The sequence below is a fragment of the Pseudomonas sp. MHK4 genome (assembly GCF_054600775.1).
The window spans coordinates 49,328-68,274 of sequence record NZ_BAAIAK010000006.1 but is presented as its reverse complement, the minus strand read 5'-3'; the positions used below and the strand labels follow the sequence as shown (position 1 = coordinate 68,274).

Annotated in this window: 17 protein-coding genes and 2 tRNA genes; 7 read left to right on the top strand and 12 right to left on the bottom strand. The window is 56.2% G+C overall.

What is annotated here, in order from left to right:
• Window positions 1-8: 8 nt before the first annotated feature.
• The 3 genes from ACYP2Q_RS16795 to ACYP2Q_RS16785 all read right to left on the bottom strand — a co-directional run bounded on the left by ACYP2Q_RS16795 (window position 9) and on the right by ACYP2Q_RS16785 (window position 2,543).
• Window positions 9-290 (bottom strand): peptidylprolyl isomerase, encoded by a 282-nt coding sequence (locus ACYP2Q_RS16795; protein ID WP_047529711.1) that lies wholly within the window; start codon window positions 288-290, stop codon window positions 9-11.
• A 106-nt stretch (window positions 291-396) separates the two neighbouring features.
• Window positions 397-1,278 (bottom strand): esterase/lipase family protein, encoded by an 882-nt coding sequence (locus ACYP2Q_RS16790; protein WP_459731490.1) that lies wholly within the window; start codon window positions 1,276-1,278, stop codon window positions 397-399.
• Between the two features lie 188 nt (window positions 1,279-1,466).
• Window positions 1,467-2,543, bottom strand: a complete 1,077-nt coding sequence (locus tag ACYP2Q_RS16785; protein ID WP_459731488.1) for a 3-deoxy-7-phosphoheptulonate synthase — start codon at window positions 2,541-2,543, stop codon at window positions 1,467-1,469.
• A gap of 626 nt (window positions 2,544-3,169) precedes the next feature.
• Between ACYP2Q_RS16785 and ACYP2Q_RS16780 the strand changes: the two genes are divergently transcribed.
• The 6 genes from ACYP2Q_RS16780 to ACYP2Q_RS16755 all read left to right on the top strand — a co-directional run bounded on the left by ACYP2Q_RS16780 (window position 3,170) and on the right by ACYP2Q_RS16755 (window position 7,089).
• Entirely contained in the window at window positions 3,170-3,646 is a 477-nt protein-coding gene (locus tag ACYP2Q_RS16780; protein WP_459731487.1) for a GNAT family N-acetyltransferase, read from the top strand.
• Window positions 3,647-3,773: 127 nt separating this feature from the next.
• Complete coding sequence (gene gacA / locus ACYP2Q_RS16775; protein ID WP_008015884.1) at window positions 3,774-4,415, top strand: response regulator transcription factor GacA; 642 nt, start codon at window positions 3,774-3,776, stop codon at window positions 4,413-4,415.
• 2 nt (window positions 4,416-4,417) lie between these two features.
• Entirely contained in the window at window positions 4,418-6,241 is a 1,824-nt protein-coding gene (uvrC, locus tag ACYP2Q_RS16770) for an excinuclease ABC subunit UvrC (RefSeq protein ID WP_459731486.1), read from the top strand.
• A gap of 32 nt (window positions 6,242-6,273) precedes the next feature.
• Window positions 6,274-6,834 carry a CDP-diacylglycerol--glycerol-3-phosphate 3-phosphatidyltransferase gene (gene pgsA / locus ACYP2Q_RS16765; RefSeq protein WP_459731485.1) on the top strand — a complete coding sequence of 187 codons (561 nt, stop codon included), beginning with the start codon at window positions 6,274-6,276 and terminating at the stop codon, window positions 6,832-6,834.
• Between the two features lie 60 nt (window positions 6,835-6,894).
• Window positions 6,895-6,970, top strand: a tRNA-Gly gene (locus ACYP2Q_RS16760).
• Between the two features lie 45 nt (window positions 6,971-7,015).
• Window positions 7,016-7,089: transfer RNA gene (locus ACYP2Q_RS16755), tRNA-Cys, on the top strand.
• Between the two features lie 188 nt (window positions 7,090-7,277).
• Here ACYP2Q_RS16755 and dctA read toward each other — a convergent pair.
• Together dctA and ACYP2Q_RS16745 are read right to left on the bottom strand one after the other, a co-directional pair.
• Window positions 7,278-8,579 carry a C4-dicarboxylate transporter DctA gene (gene dctA, locus ACYP2Q_RS16750; protein WP_110625416.1) on the bottom strand — a complete coding sequence of 434 codons (1,302 nt, stop codon included), beginning with the start codon at window positions 8,577-8,579 and terminating at the stop codon, window positions 7,278-7,280.
• Window positions 8,580-8,651: 72 nt separating this feature from the next.
• Window positions 8,652-10,007, bottom strand: coding sequence for a class-II fumarase/aspartase family protein (locus ACYP2Q_RS16745; RefSeq protein WP_459731484.1), 1,356 nt, complete (start codon window positions 10,005-10,007; stop codon window positions 8,652-8,654).
• Between the two features lie 116 nt (window positions 10,008-10,123).
• On the opposite strand from ACYP2Q_RS16745, the gene ACYP2Q_RS16740 reads away from it, so the two are divergent.
• Entirely contained in the window at window positions 10,124-10,864 is a 741-nt protein-coding gene (locus ACYP2Q_RS16740) for a GntR family transcriptional regulator (RefSeq protein WP_459731483.1), read from the top strand.
• A gap of 261 nt (window positions 10,865-11,125) precedes the next feature.
• Here the strand turns inward: ACYP2Q_RS16740 and ACYP2Q_RS16735 are convergent, their stop codons facing one another.
• From ACYP2Q_RS16735 to ACYP2Q_RS16705, 7 genes are all read right to left on the bottom strand, one after another.
• Entirely contained in the window at window positions 11,126-12,277 is a 1,152-nt protein-coding gene (locus tag ACYP2Q_RS16735) for an MFS transporter (RefSeq protein ID WP_459731482.1), read from the bottom strand.
• A 274-nt stretch (window positions 12,278-12,551) separates the two neighbouring features.
• Window positions 12,552-12,878 (bottom strand): AzlD domain-containing protein, encoded by a 327-nt coding sequence (locus ACYP2Q_RS16730; RefSeq protein WP_459731481.1) that lies wholly within the window; start codon window positions 12,876-12,878, stop codon window positions 12,552-12,554.
• 5 nt (window positions 12,879-12,883) lie between these two features.
• Window positions 12,884-13,609, bottom strand: a complete 726-nt coding sequence (locus tag ACYP2Q_RS16725) for an AzlC family ABC transporter permease (protein ID WP_459731480.1) — start codon at window positions 13,607-13,609, stop codon at window positions 12,884-12,886.
• Window positions 13,610-13,655: 46 nt separating this feature from the next.
• A complete protein-coding gene (yddG, locus tag ACYP2Q_RS16720) occupies window positions 13,656-14,597 on the bottom strand; it encodes an aromatic amino acid DMT transporter YddG (protein WP_459731479.1) in 942 nt (313 codons plus the stop codon).
• A gap of 239 nt (window positions 14,598-14,836) precedes the next feature.
• Window positions 14,837-16,072 (bottom strand): aromatic ring-hydroxylating oxygenase subunit alpha, encoded by a 1,236-nt coding sequence (locus ACYP2Q_RS16715; protein WP_459731477.1) that lies wholly within the window; start codon window positions 16,070-16,072, stop codon window positions 14,837-14,839.
• Window positions 16,073-16,357: 285 nt separating this feature from the next.
• Window positions 16,358-17,716, bottom strand: coding sequence for an MmgE/PrpD family protein (locus tag ACYP2Q_RS16710; protein WP_459731475.1), 1,359 nt, complete (start codon window positions 17,714-17,716; stop codon window positions 16,358-16,360).
• 234 nt (window positions 17,717-17,950) lie between these two features.
• On the bottom strand, window positions 17,951-18,910 hold the full coding sequence (locus tag ACYP2Q_RS16705) for a LysR family transcriptional regulator (RefSeq protein WP_459731474.1): 960 nt from the start codon (window positions 18,908-18,910) through the stop codon (window positions 17,951-17,953).
• Between the last annotated feature and the right edge of the window lie 37 nt (window positions 18,911-18,947).

Below are 18,947 nucleotides of genomic sequence, written 5' to 3'. Positions count from 1 at the left end.
GGCGTCTATCAGTCCTGGCGGCTGGTTACTTCCAGCAGGTGGTAGCCGAACTGGGTCTTGACCGGACCTTGCACCACGTTGATCGGTGCGCTGAAGACCACGGTGTCGAACTCCTTGACCATCTGGCCCGGGCCGAACGAACCCAGGTCACCGCCCTGGCGGCTGGAAGGGCAGGTGGAGTTGGCTTTGGCGATTTCGGCGAAGTCTGCACCCGCCTCGATTTGGGCCTTCAGTTCGTTGCATTTGGCTTCGCTGGCAACAAGGATGTGACGGGCAGTGGCTTTGGCCATGGGAAAACTCTCCATTCAATGTACGGTAAAGTGCTGAGCCTACCGGATTCAGTGGCCTAATTCTCCTCAAAGTTCCGTTGCCAGTGCTCTGGACGGCAGGCTTGGGTCAAAGCCCGGCTTTTTTCAGGCGCTCGGCGTGTTGCACGTAAAGATCGATCGGGTCGACGCGCCTTACACTTTGACCGCCCGCCTGGCGAAGGGTGCCCAGATGGTCAAGCGGGTAGTCCGAGCGGATGACGGTGCCCAGGTGGGAGCTGTAGCGGCCGACCAGGCCATCATTCTGCAAGGGCTCGAGGGTGAAATAACGGGAGAGCGCGCGCATCAGTCCATGGGACGGATCGGCGGCGTCAAGTCCTTCGTGCCAGCGCTTTCCCTGCAGGATGCCACTCCATGAGTAGTAGCGGACACCGTTGACCTGTTCGCGGCCCTTGCCACCAAAGGTTTGCGGCAACCCTTGCGGGTACTTCTGGTTGAATGCGCCCACACCTTGGGTGGTCAGGGCGTTCAGCGCGGCGATGGCATTTTGCGGCATCCGGCTTTTGCCACTGAGTAACGAAAGAAAGTCGGCGAACAAGGTGGTTATGGTTTCGGCCACGATTTCCGGCAGGAGGCCCGGCGTCAAGGCCTTGCGCAGCAGGTCCGCCAGCTCCGAGCCATGGTTCGGCCCGCTGACGGACGTCACCGAGGCGACCTTGCCGGGCGCTGTCGCGGCGGCATAGCGTGCGGCCAGTGCACCTTGGCTATGGCCGATCAGGTTGACCTTGTTGGCGCCGGTTCCCTCCAGCACCCGCTGGATCTGCGCCAGCAGTTGTTCGCCGCGTACTTCGTTGCTGTGGGTGGCGGACAAATGCGGGACGAACACCCTCGTGCCTGCGCTGCGCAGGGCCTGCCTGACGTCGTGGAAGAGGTGCACGCTGGCGATGCGCTCGAAGCCGAACAACCCGTGCACCAGCAGGACGGGATAATGAGTCTTTGCATTCCGTTGCATGTTCATTCCTTTTCCAGGGTGGTTCAAGAAAGTGATTTCAACGTCACTCTAATGACTCCAGCGCCGCAGCGATGTATGAAATAGCCGCTGTGGCCTGGGGAAAAAGGCATAGGCAGGGTACGAATCCTGGTGGCTGTCAACCCGTCTGCGGATGAAGACGGGTTGGTGCAGTTCGATGATGCCGGCGGTCAGCGGGCTTGCTGTGCCCGCAGCCGATCCGCCGCCTGGTGCAACAGTTGTTCTGTCGCGCCCCAGCCCAGGCAGCCGTCGGTGACCGATACGCCGTAGTTCAGCGACGGGCTCAGTGGCTGGCAGCCCTCGAACAAATGACTTTCGATCATCATGCCGATCAGCGAGCGATCGCCCTGCAGGCGTTGCTCCAGCACGTCATTGAACACGGCGGGTTGGCGCAGCGGATCTTTGCTGCTGTTGGCGTGGCTGCAGTCGACCATGATCCGGGCCGGGATCTTCAGTCGGGTCAAGTCGCCGTGCACGCGGGCGACGCTGGCGCGGTCGTAGTTCGGTCCGTGATGACCGCCGCGCAACACCAGGTGGGTGTCGGGGTTGCCCGGTGTCTGGATGATCGCGGGATGGCCCTGGCTGTCGACGCCGAAGTGTCGATGCGGGTGGGCGGCCGAGCGCATGGCGTCACAGGCGACGCCGACACCGCCGTCGGTGCCGTTCTTGAAGCCTACCGGCATGCCCAGGCCGCTGGCCATCTCGCGATGGATTTGCGACTCGGTAGTGCGGGCGCCAATGGCCACCCAGCTCAGCAGGTCGTCGAAGTAGCCGGCGGCCATGGGTTGCAGCAGTTCAGTCGCCACCGGCAAGCCGAGCATGAGCATTTCCCGCATCAGCTCGCGGGACAGGGTCAGGCCGGCGGCCATGTCATCGCTGCCATCGAGGTGCGGATCGTAGGCCAGGCCTTTCCAGCCGACGGTGGTGCGAGGTTTTTCGACGTAGGCGCGCATCACCAGGAGCATCTGGTCGCTGACATCGGCGCTCAGGCGGGCGAGATTGTCGGCGTATTCAAGTGCTGATTGCGGGTCGTGGATGGAGCAGGGGCCGACGATGACCAGCAGACGGGAGTCTTCACCGTCGAGGATCGCGCGAACCGCCTGGCGGTGAGCCGCGACTTGCCGGGCCAGGGCATTGGTCAGTGGCAATTGCTGCTTGAGTTGCAACGAACTGGGCAGGCGCAGGGTCAGCGCTTCGTTGGCACAGGTGAGGGTCGACAGTGGCAGAGCAGAGACGGACGAGTTCATGTTCAGGCTTCCTGGGCGGCGGCGGGTTCATTCCCGCGCGCTCGGCCCTACTGGGGTGTTCGACAATTGGCCGGATTGGCTGCGTGTGTGTGCTTGCCACCTGTGGGTGACCGATCGGAGGCGGCAGGCTGTCCCGAGCGGAGGGTGGTAAATCGCCAGGCGGTAAAACTGTCGTTACGGTAATAAGTGGCGTAGTTCATTTCTAAAATCCTCTTGATGGCGGTATGTCGCTAAACGTGTCTGGAGCGGGTGGCGGGCCCAAAAAAACAAAACCCCCGGTCGGGAAGCCGACCGGGGGTTGAGAATTCTCTGGTGGCGACCCGTTTGAAGTGGGCGCCGTGTGGGTATCAGGCGCGCCAGTGGCTAAACCAATACCCAAAATAAAAGCTTGCCGGAGTGCACACGTCATTCACCCGGGCAGCCGCAACCGAGCGCGGGGCGCTGGCGGTATGAAGCGGTGGGCGGGCGTTGGACATGGTCTGTCTCCGATGAGTGCACCGAGCTTACTAGAGGCCGGTACGAGGTTTCAATCAGAAAATGCTATCGCTCATCGACGGCGTTTTCTATTGCTTGAGTGCCGAAGAAGTTGTGACACACTCCGGGTTTTTTGCCGCCACGGGATCAGCATGACGCCACTGCCCGACATTCGCCGGGGCTTGCCGGAGATTGACTGGCGCCCGGCGACCCATCACGACCTCGATTTCGCCCGGGACCTGACGCGCATCAACATGCTGCGCTATTACATCCAGCATGATCTGTTGTGGCTGGACGAAGCGTTCGATGTCGCCTGGGCCGGGCGTGACAACCGGGTGATTGTGCGCTTTGAGTGCCGGCTGGGGTTCGTCAGCCTGAGTCGGGATGCCCGGGCGCTGTACATCCGCGAACTTCAGGTTGGCCAGGCGTATCGAGGGCAGGGGGCCGGTGCCTGGGCAATCGATCAGGTAGTGGCACTGGCGTGCGGGGAAGGGCGTGCGGCCTTGCGCTTGACGGTTTTTGAGAATAATCCGGCGCGGGCCCTGTACGAACGCAAAGGCTTGAAGGTGGTGGGCAGGGACGAGTGTTTCCTGCGCATGGAGCGGGAAGTAGCCGCAGCGCAGCGCTGAAACACGCTGCCGACAGGCCCTGCAAGATGAATGGAAACTTTTTATATAACGCTTGCCGCTAGGTCTGCCAGTTGCTTTTTGCTAAGGTGGCGGGCAATCCAACAAGATCATATCGCGGGGTGTCTGCTTGATTAGGGTGCTAGTAGTCGATGACCATGATCTCGTTCGTACAGGCATTACACGAATGCTGGCTGACATCGATGGCCTGCAAGTAGTCGGCCAGGCAGAGTCCGGGGAAGAGTCCCTGCTGAAGGCGCGTGAGTTGAAACCCGATGTGGTGTTGATGGACGTCAAGATGCCCGGGATCGGCGGTCTTGAAGCCACCCGCAAATTATTGCGCAGCCATCCCGACATCAAGGTCGTCGCCGTGACCGTGTGCGAGGAAGATCCGTTTCCCACGCGGCTGTTGCAAGCCGGTGCGGCAGGGTATCTGACCAAGGGCGCCGGATTGCCGGAAATGGTCCAGGCCATCCGCCTGGTGTTTGCCGGGCAGCGCTACATCAGCCCGCAGATTGCCCAGCAACTGGCGATCAAGTCTTTCCAGCCAACCAACGATTCGCCCTTTGACGCCCTGTCGGAACGGGAGATCCAGATCGCGTTGATGATTGTCGGCTGCCAGAAAGTCCAGATCATTTCCGACAAGTTGTGCCTGTCGCCGAAAACCGTGAACACCTACCGTTATCGCATTTTCGAGAAGCTTTCGATCAGCAGCGATGTCGAGTTGACGCTGTTGGCGGTTCGTCACGGCATGGTTGATGCCAGCCTCTGAAAATGACCGAAATCTTCGATCCAAGCGCCTTCCTGTCGACGGTCAGCGGGCGCCCCGGTGTGTATCGCATGTTCGACAGCGATGCGCGCCTGCTCTACGTCGGCAAGGCGAAGAACCTCAAGAATCGCCTGTCGAGCTACTTCCGAAAAACCGGCCTGGCCCCCAAGACCGCGGCCCTGGTGGCCCGTATCGCCCAGGTCGAAACGACCATCACGGCCAATGAAACCGAGGCCTTGCTGCTTGAGCAGACGCTGATCAAGGAGTGGCGGCCGCCGTACAACATCCTGCTGCGCGACGACAAATCCTACCCTTACGTTTTTCTCTCCGATGGCCAGTTTCCGCGCTTGAGCATCCACCGCGGGGCGAAGAAGGCCAAGGGCAAGTACTTCGGCCCTTATCCGAGTGCCGGCGCGATCCGCGAAAGCCTGAGCCTGTTGCAGAAGACATTTTTCGTGCGCCAGTGTGAAGACAGCTACTACAAGAACCGCACGCGGCCCTGCCTGCAATACCAGATCAAGCGCTGCAAGGCGCCTTGTGTCGGCCTGGTCGACCCGCAGGTATATGCCGAAGACGTGCGGCACTCGGTGATGTTCCTCGAAGGGCGCAGCAATGCACTGACCGACGAGCTGTCCGCGGCCATGGAAGAGGCGGCGATCAACCTCGAATTCGAGCGCGCCGCCGAACTGCGCGATCAGATTTCGCTGCTGCGCCGGGTCCAGGATCAACAGAGCATGGAAGGTGGCACGGGCGACGTCGATGTGATTGCAGCGTTCGTCAACCCGGGCGGTGCCTGTGTTCACCTGATCAGCGTGCGCGGCGGGCGAGTGCTGGGCAGCAAGAACTTCTTCCCGCAGGTGGGTATCGAAGAGGACGTTTCTGAAGTCATGGCAGCGTTTCTCGGCCAGTACTATGTCAGCAGCCCTGAACGCGACTTGCCGAGCGAGCTGATCGTCAATGTGGTCCACGAGGACTTTCCGACACTGATCGCGGCCATTGTCGAGCTGCGCGGTCGCGAACTGAGCATCAGTCACCGGGTGCGCGGAACGCGTGCGCGTTGGCAGCAACTGGCGGTGACCAATGCCGAGCAGGCCCTGGGTGCGCGCCTGGCAAACCGGCAACACGTTGCCGAGCGTTTCGAGGCCCTGGCGCAAGTGCTCAAGCTGGACGAACCACCCCAGCGCCTCGAGTGCTATGACATCAGTCACTCCAGCGGGGAGGCGACCGTGGCCTCGTGCGTGGTGTTTGGCCCCGAAGGCCCGATCAAGTCCGATTACCGGCGCTACAACATCGAAGGCGTCACGGCCGGCGATGACTACGCCGCCATGCACCAGGCGCTGACCCGGCGCTTCAGCAAGCTCAAGGACGGGGAGGGCAAGCTGCCGGACATCCTCCTGGTCGATGGTGGCAAGGGCCAGTTGTCGATGGCCCGCGACGTACTCGATGAGCTGGCGGTGCCCGACCTGATCCTGCTTGGCGTGGCCAAGGGTGCGACGCGCAAGGCTGGTTTCGAAACCCTGTACCTCAACGACGCCGCCCACGAATTCACCTTGCGCGGTGATTCCCCCGCGCTGCACCTGATCCAGCAGATTCGCGACGAAGCCCACCGTTTTGCGATTACCGGGCACCGCGCGCGACGCGGCAAGACCCGCCGCACCTCGACGCTGGAAGGCGTTGCCGGTGTCGGGCCGACACGTCGTCGCGATTTGCTCAAACATTTTGGTGGATTGCAGGAGCTGTCTCGTGCCAGCATCGACGAAATCGCCAAAGCCCCCGGGATCAGTAAAAAGCTCGCAGAGTTGATTTATGCAAATCTGCACAGCGAGTAGAATGCCCCCTCACCTCGTAGCCAGTTGTGCCGATGAATATCCCTAATCTGATTACCGTTCTACGCGTCCTGCTCATACCGATCTTCATTTTGCTGTTCTACCTGCCTTACCAGTGGAGTTACCTGGCGTCAGCTTCGGTCTTCGCCTTCGCCGCCGCCACCGACTGGCTGGACGGGTACCTGGCCCGACGCCTGGAACAAAGCACGCCGTTCGGGGCTTTCCTCGACCCAGTGGCCGACAAGCTGATGGTCGCCGTTGCCCTGGTGTTGCTGGTACAGGAACACGGCAACCTGTGGCTCACGCTGCCGGCTGCGGTGATCATCGGTCGCGAGATCGTGGTCTCGGCCTTGCGCGAATGGATGGCCGAGCTCGGCGCCCGTGCGCACGTGGCCGTGTCGAACCTGGGCAAATGGAAAACCGCCGCGCAAATGCTGGCGCTGGTCATCCTGCTGGCCAATCCGAAGGACTTCAGCTTCTGGGTTCTGCTGGGCTACACCCTGCTGATGGTGTCCGCGGCCCTGACATTGTGGTCCATGGTCCAGTACTTGCGGGCAGCCTGGCCGCATCTGCGTACCGACGTGCAAAAGAAATAAAACTTTTTTGAATCAAAGGGTTGACGGCGCTTCTGATTTCTATAGAATGCGCCACACCAAGCGGGAATAGCTCAGTTGGTAGAGCACGACCTTGCCAAGGTCGGGGTCGCGAGTTCGAGTCTCGTTTCCCGCTCCAAGTTTTACGCATTTGATGTCGCGCTACTGACAACAGATGTTTTGAGGCCGAGTAGCAAAATGGTTATGCAGCGGATTGCAAATCCGCCTACGCCGGTTCGATTCCGACCTCGGCCTCCACTATTGAAAACCCCGCAGATTAACGTCTGCGGGGTTTTTTATTGGTTCTTCACGGATTACCGGGACAGCGCGTTCTTTTTCATGAAGATCAAGAGCGTCTTTCCCGGTAATCCGTGAAGAACCTTTTTTGTTATCGATTTTTATTCAGTCTGAGGGAGTTGGCATTTCCAGTTACCACCTTGGAACCATTAAAGCGCCGCCTCCGGATTCCGCCCGAATACTCGGCTGTATTCAGCCTTCGCAGTCTGCTCGGTAAACTCTCCTGACCATTTCGATACCACTACCGTTGCCACGCTATTGCCGATGGTGTTGCAGGTGGCGATGGCCATGGACATGAACCGGTATACCCCGAACAGCAGTGCCAGGCCTTCCACTGGCAGCACGCCGATCGCTGTCACCGTGGCAGCGAACACCACAAAGCTGCCACCGGAAACCGCCGCTGCACCCTTTGAAGTCACCAGCATGATGGCGATGGTGCCGAGTTGTTGCTCCCAGCTCATCGGTACGCCGTAGGCATTGGCGATGAACAGCACGCACAACGACATGTAGATCGAGGTGCCATCGAGGTTGAAGGCATAGCCGGTAGGCAACACCAGGCCGACGCTCTGCTTCGAGCAACCGAATTTCTCCAGTTTCTGCAGGAGGCGTGGCAGAGCGCTTTCCGAGGAAGCAGTACCGAGCACGATGAAAATCTCATCCTTGATGTACTTGAGGAATCGCCACAGGCTGAAGCCTGAAATACGGCAAACCGCGCCCAGCACTACGAAGATGAAAAACGCGACACAGATGTAGAACATCAGCACCAGGTTGGCCAGCGACATAAGCACGGCGCTGCCGTTGCTACCCACGGCATAAGCTACTGAACCGAAGGCGCCGAGCGGGGCGAACTTCATGATCAAGTTAATGAACTCGAAGAAGCATTCGGAGACGCGGCTCAAACCGTCCTCGATCACGCTGCGACGCTCAGGCTTGAGCGCCAGCAGGGCAAAACCGAACAGTACCGAGATCACCAGCACCTGCAGCAATTGTCCGCCAGCGAAGGCTCCGACGAAGTTGTCCGGGAAAATCCCGTAGATAAAGTCCATCGTCGAGGCCGGGGCGTGACCTTTGGCGACCGCCGCACTGGCAGCTGCCGCCGTGGCACTGCTCGGATGGGCGTCGTGCATGCCCGAGCCGATGTTCAGCAAATTACCCCACAGCAGGCCTATGGCCAGGGCAATGGTTGAGACGATTTCGAAGTAGATCAGCGCACGCAAGCCGACCTTGCCGACCCGCTTGATATCGCCTGCCGAGGCGATGCCATGGACGACGGTGAAGAACACCAGGGGGGCAACGGCAGTCTTGATCAACTTGAGAAAGATATCGCCGAGAATCTTGAATTTGGCAGCCAGTTCCGGTGCCAGAAAGCCGAAGGCAATACCCAGCACCATGGCTGCGATGACCTGGAAGGTCAGGTCTTTGTAGAACGGCTTTTTGTTGATAGTGGTCATGTCTGCGATCTCGTTGTTTTTATTGGCGAGCAAAATGCAGAAAGGGGCCCGGCATGGACGAGCCCCGTGAAATTAACGCTTAACAGAACCCTCACGAGACAGCGCGATATCCACCATTTGGGGAGCAAGGCCCAAATAGTTAGACGGGTCGGTCAAGCGCTTGAGTTCCTCGATATCCAGTTGCGCGGTGGCTTCGCCCTGAGCGAGCAAGGCATCGAGCAGACTGGTGCCTTCATCGTTTGCCATACGGCAGGCCGCATACACCACGTCGTGTGCCACCTGGCGACCGAGCGCTGGGGCCAGGCCCATCATCACCGCTTCAGCCACAATCAGGCCTTGCGTCATGTCGAGGTTTTTGCGCATGCGCTCAGTGCGGACTTCCAAACCTGCGAGCATGAATTTCGCTTGGCCAAGAGAGGCGGCGCTCAAGGCAAAGGCTTCAGGAATGGCGATCCATTCGGCCTGCCAAGGGCCGGTAGAGCGCTCGAAGTCCTGAATCATTGCATCGAGCATCAGACCGGCGTGCTGGCGGACGCCTTTGGCAGCGGCGTACATCAACTCGCAGGAAATCGGGTTGCGCTTCTGCGGCATGGTGCTGCTTGCGCCACGACCTTTGACGAAGGGTTCGTACACTTCGCCCAGCTCGCTGGTCATCATCATCATCACATCCAAGGCGACTTTGCCGAGGGAGCCAGTGACCAAGCCGAGGAAATTCAGGGTTTCAGCCAGGCCGTCCCGCGCAACGTGCCAAGTCGCTTGTGGCACGCCCAGACCCAATTCAGCCATCAGGGCCTCCTGGACTTCCAGGCCTTTGTCGCCTAATGACGCCAAGGTGCCTGCCGCACCGGCGAACTGACCGATCTCGACCCGAGGGCGCAATTCCACCAGGCGCTCGGCGTGACGGTCGAACATGCTCAGCCACACCGCACATTTGTAGCCGAAGGTGATTGGCAGGGCATGTTGCAGGTGAGTACGACCCGCCATAGGGGTGTCGCGATAGCGCTTGGCCAAATCGGCTAGCAGGCCACGGACGGCCTGGATGTCGCGCTCGACCAATGCCAGCGCAGCGCGTACTTGCAGCACAACAGCAGTGTCCATGATGTCTTGGGTAGTAGCACCCCAGTGAACGTAGCGACCGGCTTCGCCACAGGTTTTCGACAGTTGTTCAACCAACGGCAGGATCGGGTAACCGACGATTTCGGTTTCGTGCTGCATCAGCGTCAAGTCGAGAGAGGCGTAGGTGGCCAGTTCGGCAATTTGCTCGGCGGCCTCATTCGGAATTACGCCACAGCGGGCTTCGGCGCGGGCCAGCGCCACTTCCACTTCGATATAGCGTTCGATCAGGGCTTTGTCGGAAAACACACCACGCATCTCGGCGGTGCCGAACATGTCGCGAAAGAGGGCGGAGTCGAAGACAGTGCTGGACATGAGGTAATCCTGATATGTTTGTTATTGATCGGACATATTCTATATGTCCGTACATAATTCTTACGTGCTCACTGATACACTGTCAACTCGGTGAACGCTCGGGACTGATGAAAGGTATGAACCAGACGCGCTATGCGGTCGTTGCAAAAGACTTGATGGAGGGTATTTCCAGCGGGCGATACCCGATTGGAACGTTGCTGCCGACGGAATTCGAGCTGTGCGAGTTGTATGACGTGAGCCGACATACGGTACGTGCCGCCATCACTCAGTTGCAGAATCAGGGGCTGGTGTCACGGCGCAAACGGGTGGGCACGCGAGTCGAGTCCGCCACACCCAAGGGCGGCTATTCGCAGTCGCTGGCCTCGGTATCCGACCTGGTTCATCTGGCCGAAACCCAGGTGCGCAGCATTCAGAGCGTGCAGCACTTCGTGGCCGATATCGCGCTGGCCAAACGATTGGGGCTAGAACCTGGCGAGCACTATTTTTGTGTTTCGAGCATTCGGGTCGACCAAGAGAATCTACGTGCGCCACTGTGCTGGACTGACGTGTATGCCCAGGACATTTATTCGGAAGTCATCGAGCTTGCCGAGCAGCATCCTGATGAGTTGATTGCCGCCTTGATTGAGCAACACTTTGGTCGGCACATCGAAGTGGTGGATCAGCAAGTGCGTGCGGTTCTGTTGTCGCCCGAGATTTCCAAGAACCTTAATGCTGAAGCCGGTTCGCCTGGTTTGAACATTCTTCGCCAGTATCGTGACGAGGAAGGGGCGGTGATGGTGGTGTCGGAAACCACCCATCCTCAGGATAGATTTACCTTGGTTTCGCAGATGAGAAGAGAAAGGAATCTAGCCACGTGATAGGTAGATTTTGAACGCAAATTTTGACGCTTCAATTTTATGGGGGGCGGTTTACCACGTAGCGGCTTTCATGATCAATATTTGATGCGACTCCGCTGTCGGTGAGTCCTGGCTGACCAAGTGACATTGGTTTGGGTGCAAAAAGGCCTTTTGAGGGCCCTTTCATTTGCAGCTTATCGACCTCAGTAACCAACTCCTCAACAGGAGATTCCGGCTATCTGTTAGACCTCCATACGAGCATAAATGCCCGAGTAATTCCGGCTAAGAACGTAGAAGTCGCGCTGTAGCGCTCACAAAAAGCAGAAGAAATACCAAGCCACTCAAGGCAATAGAAAGTGAACTCAGATGGGCGACGAAACCAATAACTGCTGGCCCTATGAGGATGCCTGCGTAGCCCATGGAAATAACTGCCGGTATGGCCACCCTTTGAGGCATACGGTTTTGGCGCCCAACTGCGGTAAAAAGAACTGGGACAATGTTCGAACAACCGATTCCAAGTAAGGCATAGCCTATCAATGATGCTGGCCATCCATCGAAACCAAGCGACACCATCATGCCAGTGGCGGCAATAACTCCTCCGAAGGCCACTACGCGCACACCGCCGAGTTTGCGCACGATCGCATCGCCTGTAAGGCGACCGACCGTCATCGTTGCGGCGAAACTGGCATAACCCAAACCCGCCAAATTGGGCTCCATTTCTCGGCTCGACACGAGGAAGACCGCGCTCCAGTCCAGCATTGCCCCTTCAGTTAAAAATACAATGAAGCACAAAGTCCCCAGCAGGAAGACGATACCTTTAGGCATCGCAAAAATTGGCCCGTCCTGTTCTGTTCCGTATGTCAGTAATTTGGGTATCGCTTTGTAGAGTGCCCCCATAACGATGGCGACGACGCATAGCACGGAAAATATTGGATCGAGACCGATACTCAGCAGTACGGTTAATGCTCCCGCGCCTAGGATGCCTCCCACGCTGTACATGCCATGGAAGCCAGATTGAAGGGCCTCGCCGCTGTTCTTTTCGACGATGATGGATTGAATGTTTATCGCGCAATCAAGCATGCCCATGCTGGCTCCGAAAAGGAGTACTGCCAGCACAAGAGCTGGTAACCAGGCGATGCTGCTCAAGAGGGTAAGCACAGCGCATAGTGCGACAGTTGACCAGACAATCACTGGGCGACAGCCATAGCGCGCTGTGAGATGTCCAGCGAACGGCATTGCTGCGATAGATCCGAGCCCCAATCCGAGAAGCAGTAAGCCCAAGCCACCATCATCCAGGCCGGTTCGTTCCTTCGCGAGTGGAACCAGAGGTGCCCAGGCAGACATGACGAGTCCGGTGATCAGGAAGACGATGCGAGTGGAAACCCGTTCACCATAATTGTTGCTAACGGCTAATGATGGGGTGGAGGCACTCATTTCTTGGTCTTCCTTATCTGCGTAATGCTAGCCATACGAAGGCGGCCGGATCATGCATCAATGGCTGGAGCCCAATGAGTACGCCGTCCGGATATTCTGAGCTTTAACACTCAGCATTCGACTCTCTAGGAGGTAAACAATATGGGCAGACTCGCTACAGCGGTTGTACTAGAGCGACATCGACTAGCACAATTTGACAGCGTTCAGCTGCAGATCCTTGTCTAGGATCAGGAGAGCCAAAAAATCACAGCACGCTTCTTCTGAGGTCGAGAATTCACCAACCCAAATACTGAAGAATCCAGAGTGAGCCCATCCCCGCTATGAGGGTGAGAATTGTATTTTTGCTGAACCAGGCAACCAAAACAGCAACAACAGCTGCAGGTAGTCGAGCATCAGTCAAAGCTAGGGTGTTCGTCCCATTGGAAAAGACGATGGCAGGCAACACAAGCGCCGCCAACACGCTCGCAGGCACATAAACAAGCGCTTGGCTCAGCAGTGTTGGGATCCGGAGTTTTCCGTATAACTCGATGAAAGAAAGGCGGATCAGGAAGGTTCCTACGCCAACAGCGACAAAAACCATCCACATCGAAAAGTCGCTCATTTGCATCACTCTTCAGCCTTCATCAACGCCTTCCGGCTTATTACGGCTTTTCGAACGTGTTCGACAAGCAGTCCTGTTACGATCCCGCAGATGGAGGCCACCACCAACCCAAGGTTGTAGGGCAGGCTCGCTACTAAAACGGCCATTAACCCTCCGGCTAGCGCGGCGCAAAGAGCAGCACTATCGCGTATCGCAGGAATCAAGATCGCCAAAAATGAGAGCGGTATCGCAAAATCTAGAGACCAGCTACTAGGAACACTGCTTCCCAGAATTACTCCTGCAAGCACCGAGAGCTGCCAGCTCAACCACATGCTTACCGCTGTACCTGCATAGAAATAATGCCCGAATCCACTCATCGAGCCGATTTTCATTATGCTGAGAGCGTATGACTGATCAGAAAGCATGTATGACAGTGACCACGTCCAGCGGCGTGGTAGATGGTGCAGATAGGGAGCTAGAGACGCGCTGTACATCAAAAAACGTAAATTAATGACCAGGGCTGTAAGTACGATCGATAGTGAAAAGACGTCATTGCGTAGTAACTGTAACGCGGCCATCTGGGCTGAACCGGAGTAGAACAGCAACGTCATTCCCATGGTTGTGCCAGGCGACATTCCCATGTCGATTGCCATCACACCAGTCACTAGGCCAAACGGTATAACGCCAGGAATCAACGGGGTGAGTGTTCGTACGCCGCCGAGAAAAGCTTCCATTTTGGTTCGGTACTGCATGTCTTCTCCAGTGGTAACCAGCTGCATGAACGAGTGGTGGCGGCATTCATAAATGCGCAATTTTCGAATCTTTAGCGCAGAGTAAGTCTCTCTGTGAAGAGGCACGCTGTCGAGTCGCCTGCCAACAGATGAGCGAGCCAACAGTAACCATCACTGCTCCCTGCCAGAACTGAGTAGTCAACTGCACGCTCAGCCACATTGCTGCGAATGCTGATGAGAGCACTGGAGAAAAGTAAGACGCGGTGGCCAGGAACGTGAGATTTCCACGCAAAATACCGATGTTCCACAGGGCATAACCACCCGCCATTGATGCACTGGCGGCGACGAGCACCAAGCTGCTGATCAAGGTGAACGCAGGAATTGCCTCATGGCTGAAAACGTATTTCATCCACAGAGCGCTGGCCACGAGAATGAAGAAAAGCACAATGAGATTTTGTCCACCGGCATAGCGTCGCGTGACGTTACAGTACAACGCGAATATGACCGCACCGCCCAATGCCAAGCCGTAACTCAAAGGGTTGGATTCAGCATTGGCCACAATGCTTGAAAAGGATAGTCCTTCGGTACTCACCACCCACAGAATTCCGAAGATCGCCAATGCTGTACCTGGTGCAATAATCCAGCGCGCCTTTTGTCCGTTCATCAGCATGGCTAATAGTACAGTCATACAAGGCCAGAGGTTGTTCACAACGCCGAGCTGAATGGCCTGGTGGCGGTTGGTTGCGTATCCCAAGAAAAGCGTAAGGCAGACCTCATAAGCCACGAACAGCGCGCTTCCTACGATCAGATAAAAGCGCGACGAAGAGCGTAGGTTCGGTCGCCCCAGCAAAATGATGAGGAAAATCGCCCCCAATGAATAAATCATCGCGCCGCCTGCCAACGAGCCAAAATGTTCGCTCACGCTCCTGATTAACCCAAGTGCTGTACTCCACAGCAAAATCGCCATCAACCCACACGCCGTTGCCGCGCGCTCGCCTCTGATTTGCATTGATACCTCTTGCCTAATAGCGCTGGCTAGCCTGAGACGTGGTTCCTACTCCATTAGAGGAGACCTGGATTTTGACCATTGAAGAAATGGATTCGTGAACTCCTGAGACCGGTTGCCAGCAATGAAAATTAACCTTCCTGGGCGGGGGCGCGTTTGCGTGCTGACGGTGTCCGGAAGGGAATCAAAAAAGCCTTCCAGGCATGAATGCGCTGGAAGGCTCCTTTGCGAACGAGTGGATGTTAGCCAACAGACTTCAATGGAATAGGCCCTTGGAGGCGATCTTTCATAGTGGCGCAATACCAATCATCAAACTGGCATACACCGGTCTCGGCTGTTTCAGAGTATGGGCCCGGCTCATAGGAGGGTGAGGTGACCCCGCGTTGAGTGCCTTCGACCAGCGTCCTATCTTGATCGTTTGTCGCAATCCACACCTTCGTGAGTCGATCCAAGTCGTAATCAGTACCTTCTACCGCAGCTTTGTGTACGAGCCATTTGGTGGTCACCATCGTCTCAGTAGCACTAATGGGCAAAACTCGGAAGCTCAGGGCGTGGTCACCCAGGAAATGATTCCAGGTCGAAGGATAATTGAAGTAGAGCAGAGCGCCGATATCGTCTTCGGATGTCTTGTCGAGGCGGGTGGTGACCGCTGGCTTGCCATCCATGGTGTAGCTGACCGCACCTTTGGAGAGAGGAATACGCGTCATGCGGAATTGGCCGTTGATGTCCATCACCAGACGGCTAGGTAAGCCTGCTCTTTCACATTTGTTCCAGTACGCGGAAAGCTCTGGATCATCGTCGCCACCGATACCGCCTACGGAAAGGTTGTCGACAAAGGATTGCAATAGCTCTGGATGCGACCCATCGCAGTGGTAGCATTCCCGGTTGTTCTCGAAGACCAGCTTCCAGTTTCCTTTCTCGATGATGGTTGATTCGAAAGCTACCTTGCAGTCATCGAGATTGTGCGGAGCGATGAAGGGCGCTACCGCATCACGGAAAGGTGAGAAGTCTGGAGCCTTGGTCGCCACGCAAACGTAAATGAAGGTATGTACGACTTCGCAATGCACAGTTTTAAGATTGTATTCTGATTTATCGAAATCTTGCCCCATGTTCCCTGCGAACAAAAGGTTGCCGTCAAGTTCGTAAGTCCATTTGTGATACGGGCAAACCATCTTGGCTACTTTGCCATGCTCGGCCTCACATATTTTCGCACCACGGTGGCGACAAGCATTATGGAAGGCGCGCACCTGCCCATCTTTGCCTCGTACAACCGCGACAGGGTAATCACCAATTTGCAGGGTGAAGTACTGGCCTGGTTTTTCAAGTTCGAAGGTGTGACCGGCAAAGATCCAGTCTTTATGCCAAATTTGCTCCAGATCTTGGCGGTATACACCTTCGTCGCGATAAAGCTCCCCTGGGAGTGAATGCCAAGGTTTACGTTGGGAAACTAGGTCAAAAACGGTTTCTTTGTTATTCATATTATCCTCCCAGGATATACATCTTGAGCGGTCACCTTTAAACGTGACTTATATTGTTCTTTACTAACAGCTCCTCGTATCAACTCAAGCGTTGATCGCCGTGCTTCCCTACTCATTTGCCAGAGCAGGGAAAAACAGGGCCAAGATGCCGTTGACGATGAGCGCAGCCTATATCGCCCTTGATGAGCTCCGCAAACGACATTTCATGGGGGCAATTAATGATTTGACGTTATCGTTATCTGCGCTTCAGCGAGAGCTTTTCAGGGACATTCAAGCCACTTTCAGTTAATCGCCCTCAGTACTGTTTTGTACAAGGGACTGAAAAATAGGGGTTAAAGCAGCCACAGCAGAGGCTGATTGATCCAGATTGATGATCGCTTGCTTCACGGCGAGGCTTCGCTGCTGTCCCAGTCCAATGGCGAACAGGTCATATTTTTCATTCAGTTCTCTAGCCGTCAGTGGCGTCTCTGGGTCACCTTTGGCAGCAGTGACTGGACTGACGATAATCGTGCCATTTTTCATGGTGATGGTCAGGCGTGAAAGGATTTCGTCAGGGAACCGTTCCGAGATATCGGAGGCTTCTACGATTTCGATACGTGAACTCATCGACAATATGTCAGGGGAGAAAATAGCTGTGCCAGTAACCTCGTCTGGCCCCACCTTGCCTCGCACGATAAGTGCCGCAAGCGGAAATGCCAGTGCGTATTGGGCTTCATCCGCATTCGACGGTGTGTGGCCTTGCAGGCACATCGACTCGTAAAAGGTTTCAACACGGATAGTTTCTATCGAATCTGAGTTGAGTTCGGGATAGTCGCTTTGTAGCTGCAGCATGGCAGTCAGCGCTGGCTGAGCCCATCGGCAGACAGGCCAAGGCTTGAAGTATTGGCTATCAATTTCCCATCGCTTTCCGATGTCGACCCAATATTCGGCGACGGTTGCATCCTCCACTGTCTCAGCAGGTGCTCCAGTCATTCCTTCTTTTGCCATCAAGAGCGCATTCAAGCCTACGAAAGCACCGGCACCATGGGCATCTCGAAGCATCGTAGGGGTTTGAACAACGCGCATCATCGGGCAGCGCGCACTGAAGTACTCGGCGATTCCCAAGGCGTGTTGGAAGGTCTGCTCATCGAAGCCCAACATCCTGGAGCCGGCACAGACAACACCAATGGCGGAAAAACCACCCGAAGCATGATATGTAGGAGAGGTTGCCATCAATGCGGTACCGGCACGAAGTGCTGTCTCGTAGCCAATGCATAAGGAGGTCAAAAACTCATGACCGCTCATGTCCTTGCCTTGATGGTGGAGAGCATCCGCTAAGGCCAGCAGCGCGGGGACGACTGTTGCACCTGCATGCCCCTTTGATAGAAAGTGCCCTTCGTGGGCGTCCAGGCTATCAGCAGAAAATCCTCCTGCCCACGCAGCACCGAGAAGGTTAACCCGCTGCCCATCAAAAATGAGCCGACTTGTGTATGTCCCAGCGGGATAGTGGAATCGGGCATAGCGTCGAATTGCCTTACTCGTGTCGTTGGACACTGCGCCTGCCATGACTCCTACAATATCAAGCAGGCTATTTTTTAGAATTTCCTGTGTTTTGACTGGGGCATTTCGGAAATCAAAGTCGCGGCAAAATTCGAAAAGTGACATTCAAAAATTCCTTCCTGCGATTCGATCCGGTCAATTTTTTGACCGGCGCCGCTCAACAATGAACTACAGGAATGAATGGCTCTAGCAACTTTTTCGTAGAGGAATTGATAACTAAATTGAAGAAATCCCGGACACTGGGCAGGAGCTAACGCTCCCCTCTGGCGTGTGTAAGCCATCGCGAGAGTCATTGGTAAATGTGAGAAACGGTGGTCAGCAGCTTTAGCGCGGCTATAGCTATCTGCGCGGGAATTTCGACAGGATCCATTCGCGAAATCTGCGGACTTCGTCTTCGTTTTCAGCGTTTTCCCTACAGTTCAGGTAATGCCAGCTGTTGCGTAGCTGAATTTCCTGTTCTATCGGACGCACAAGCAAGCCTTGCTCCACTAGCCGTGTGACTAAATGATTCCAGCCTAGAGCGATGCCTTGATGAGTCAACACCATGCTGATGAGTAGGTTGTAATCGTTGGCATTGAAGATCTGAGGGCTGTTGGCGGGTCGGTCGTCAATATCAATGGCCTGGAAAGCTAGCCAGACACCCCAATCAACATGCTCTGCTACCTGGGAACGGCCATAAGGGCTCAGATTCAACAGAGCAGAGTCTCTCACTCCCTCGATTGTTGAGATCTCTGGATGCCGATTCAGGTACTCCGGTGAGCACACGGGGTAGATGACATCCTGGCACAGCGGATAGCTTCTGTAGCCTTCCCTGATTTTTGAAATCTTCGTGATGAAAATGTCAGGTTGAACACCGGGCTCCATCGTCAAAAAATTCTGTGTGGTGATCAGGTTGAGCTCGATACCTTGGCTTTGGGCAAAAAACTCAGGAAGGTGGCTGGAGAGCCAAAGTGCAGAGAAAGCCGGGGAGCAGCAGACGGTAAGCACCTTTTTTCCTGACTGGCTGCTACGAATCCTCTCGGCTGCTTGCGCAATGTTTACGAAGGACAGTTGGGCGGCATCGAAGAAAAGAGCTCCCGCAGGTGTGAGTTCGACGGCTCGGCCGACACGAGTAAACAGCTGTGCTCCCAGGTAGTCTTCCAGCTCCCGAATCTGTCGACTGATGGCTGCCTGAGAGACGCAGAGAGCCTCAGCTGCTCGCGTAAAACTGTCGTACTTAGCAGCAGCCACAAATGCCTTCACAGCCCTTAAGGACGGCATCTTGAGCAGGATCGTGTCAGGGTCAACATGCTTGGACATTGGTACGGTCTCCTTACGATACAGCTCCCCAGCGAAG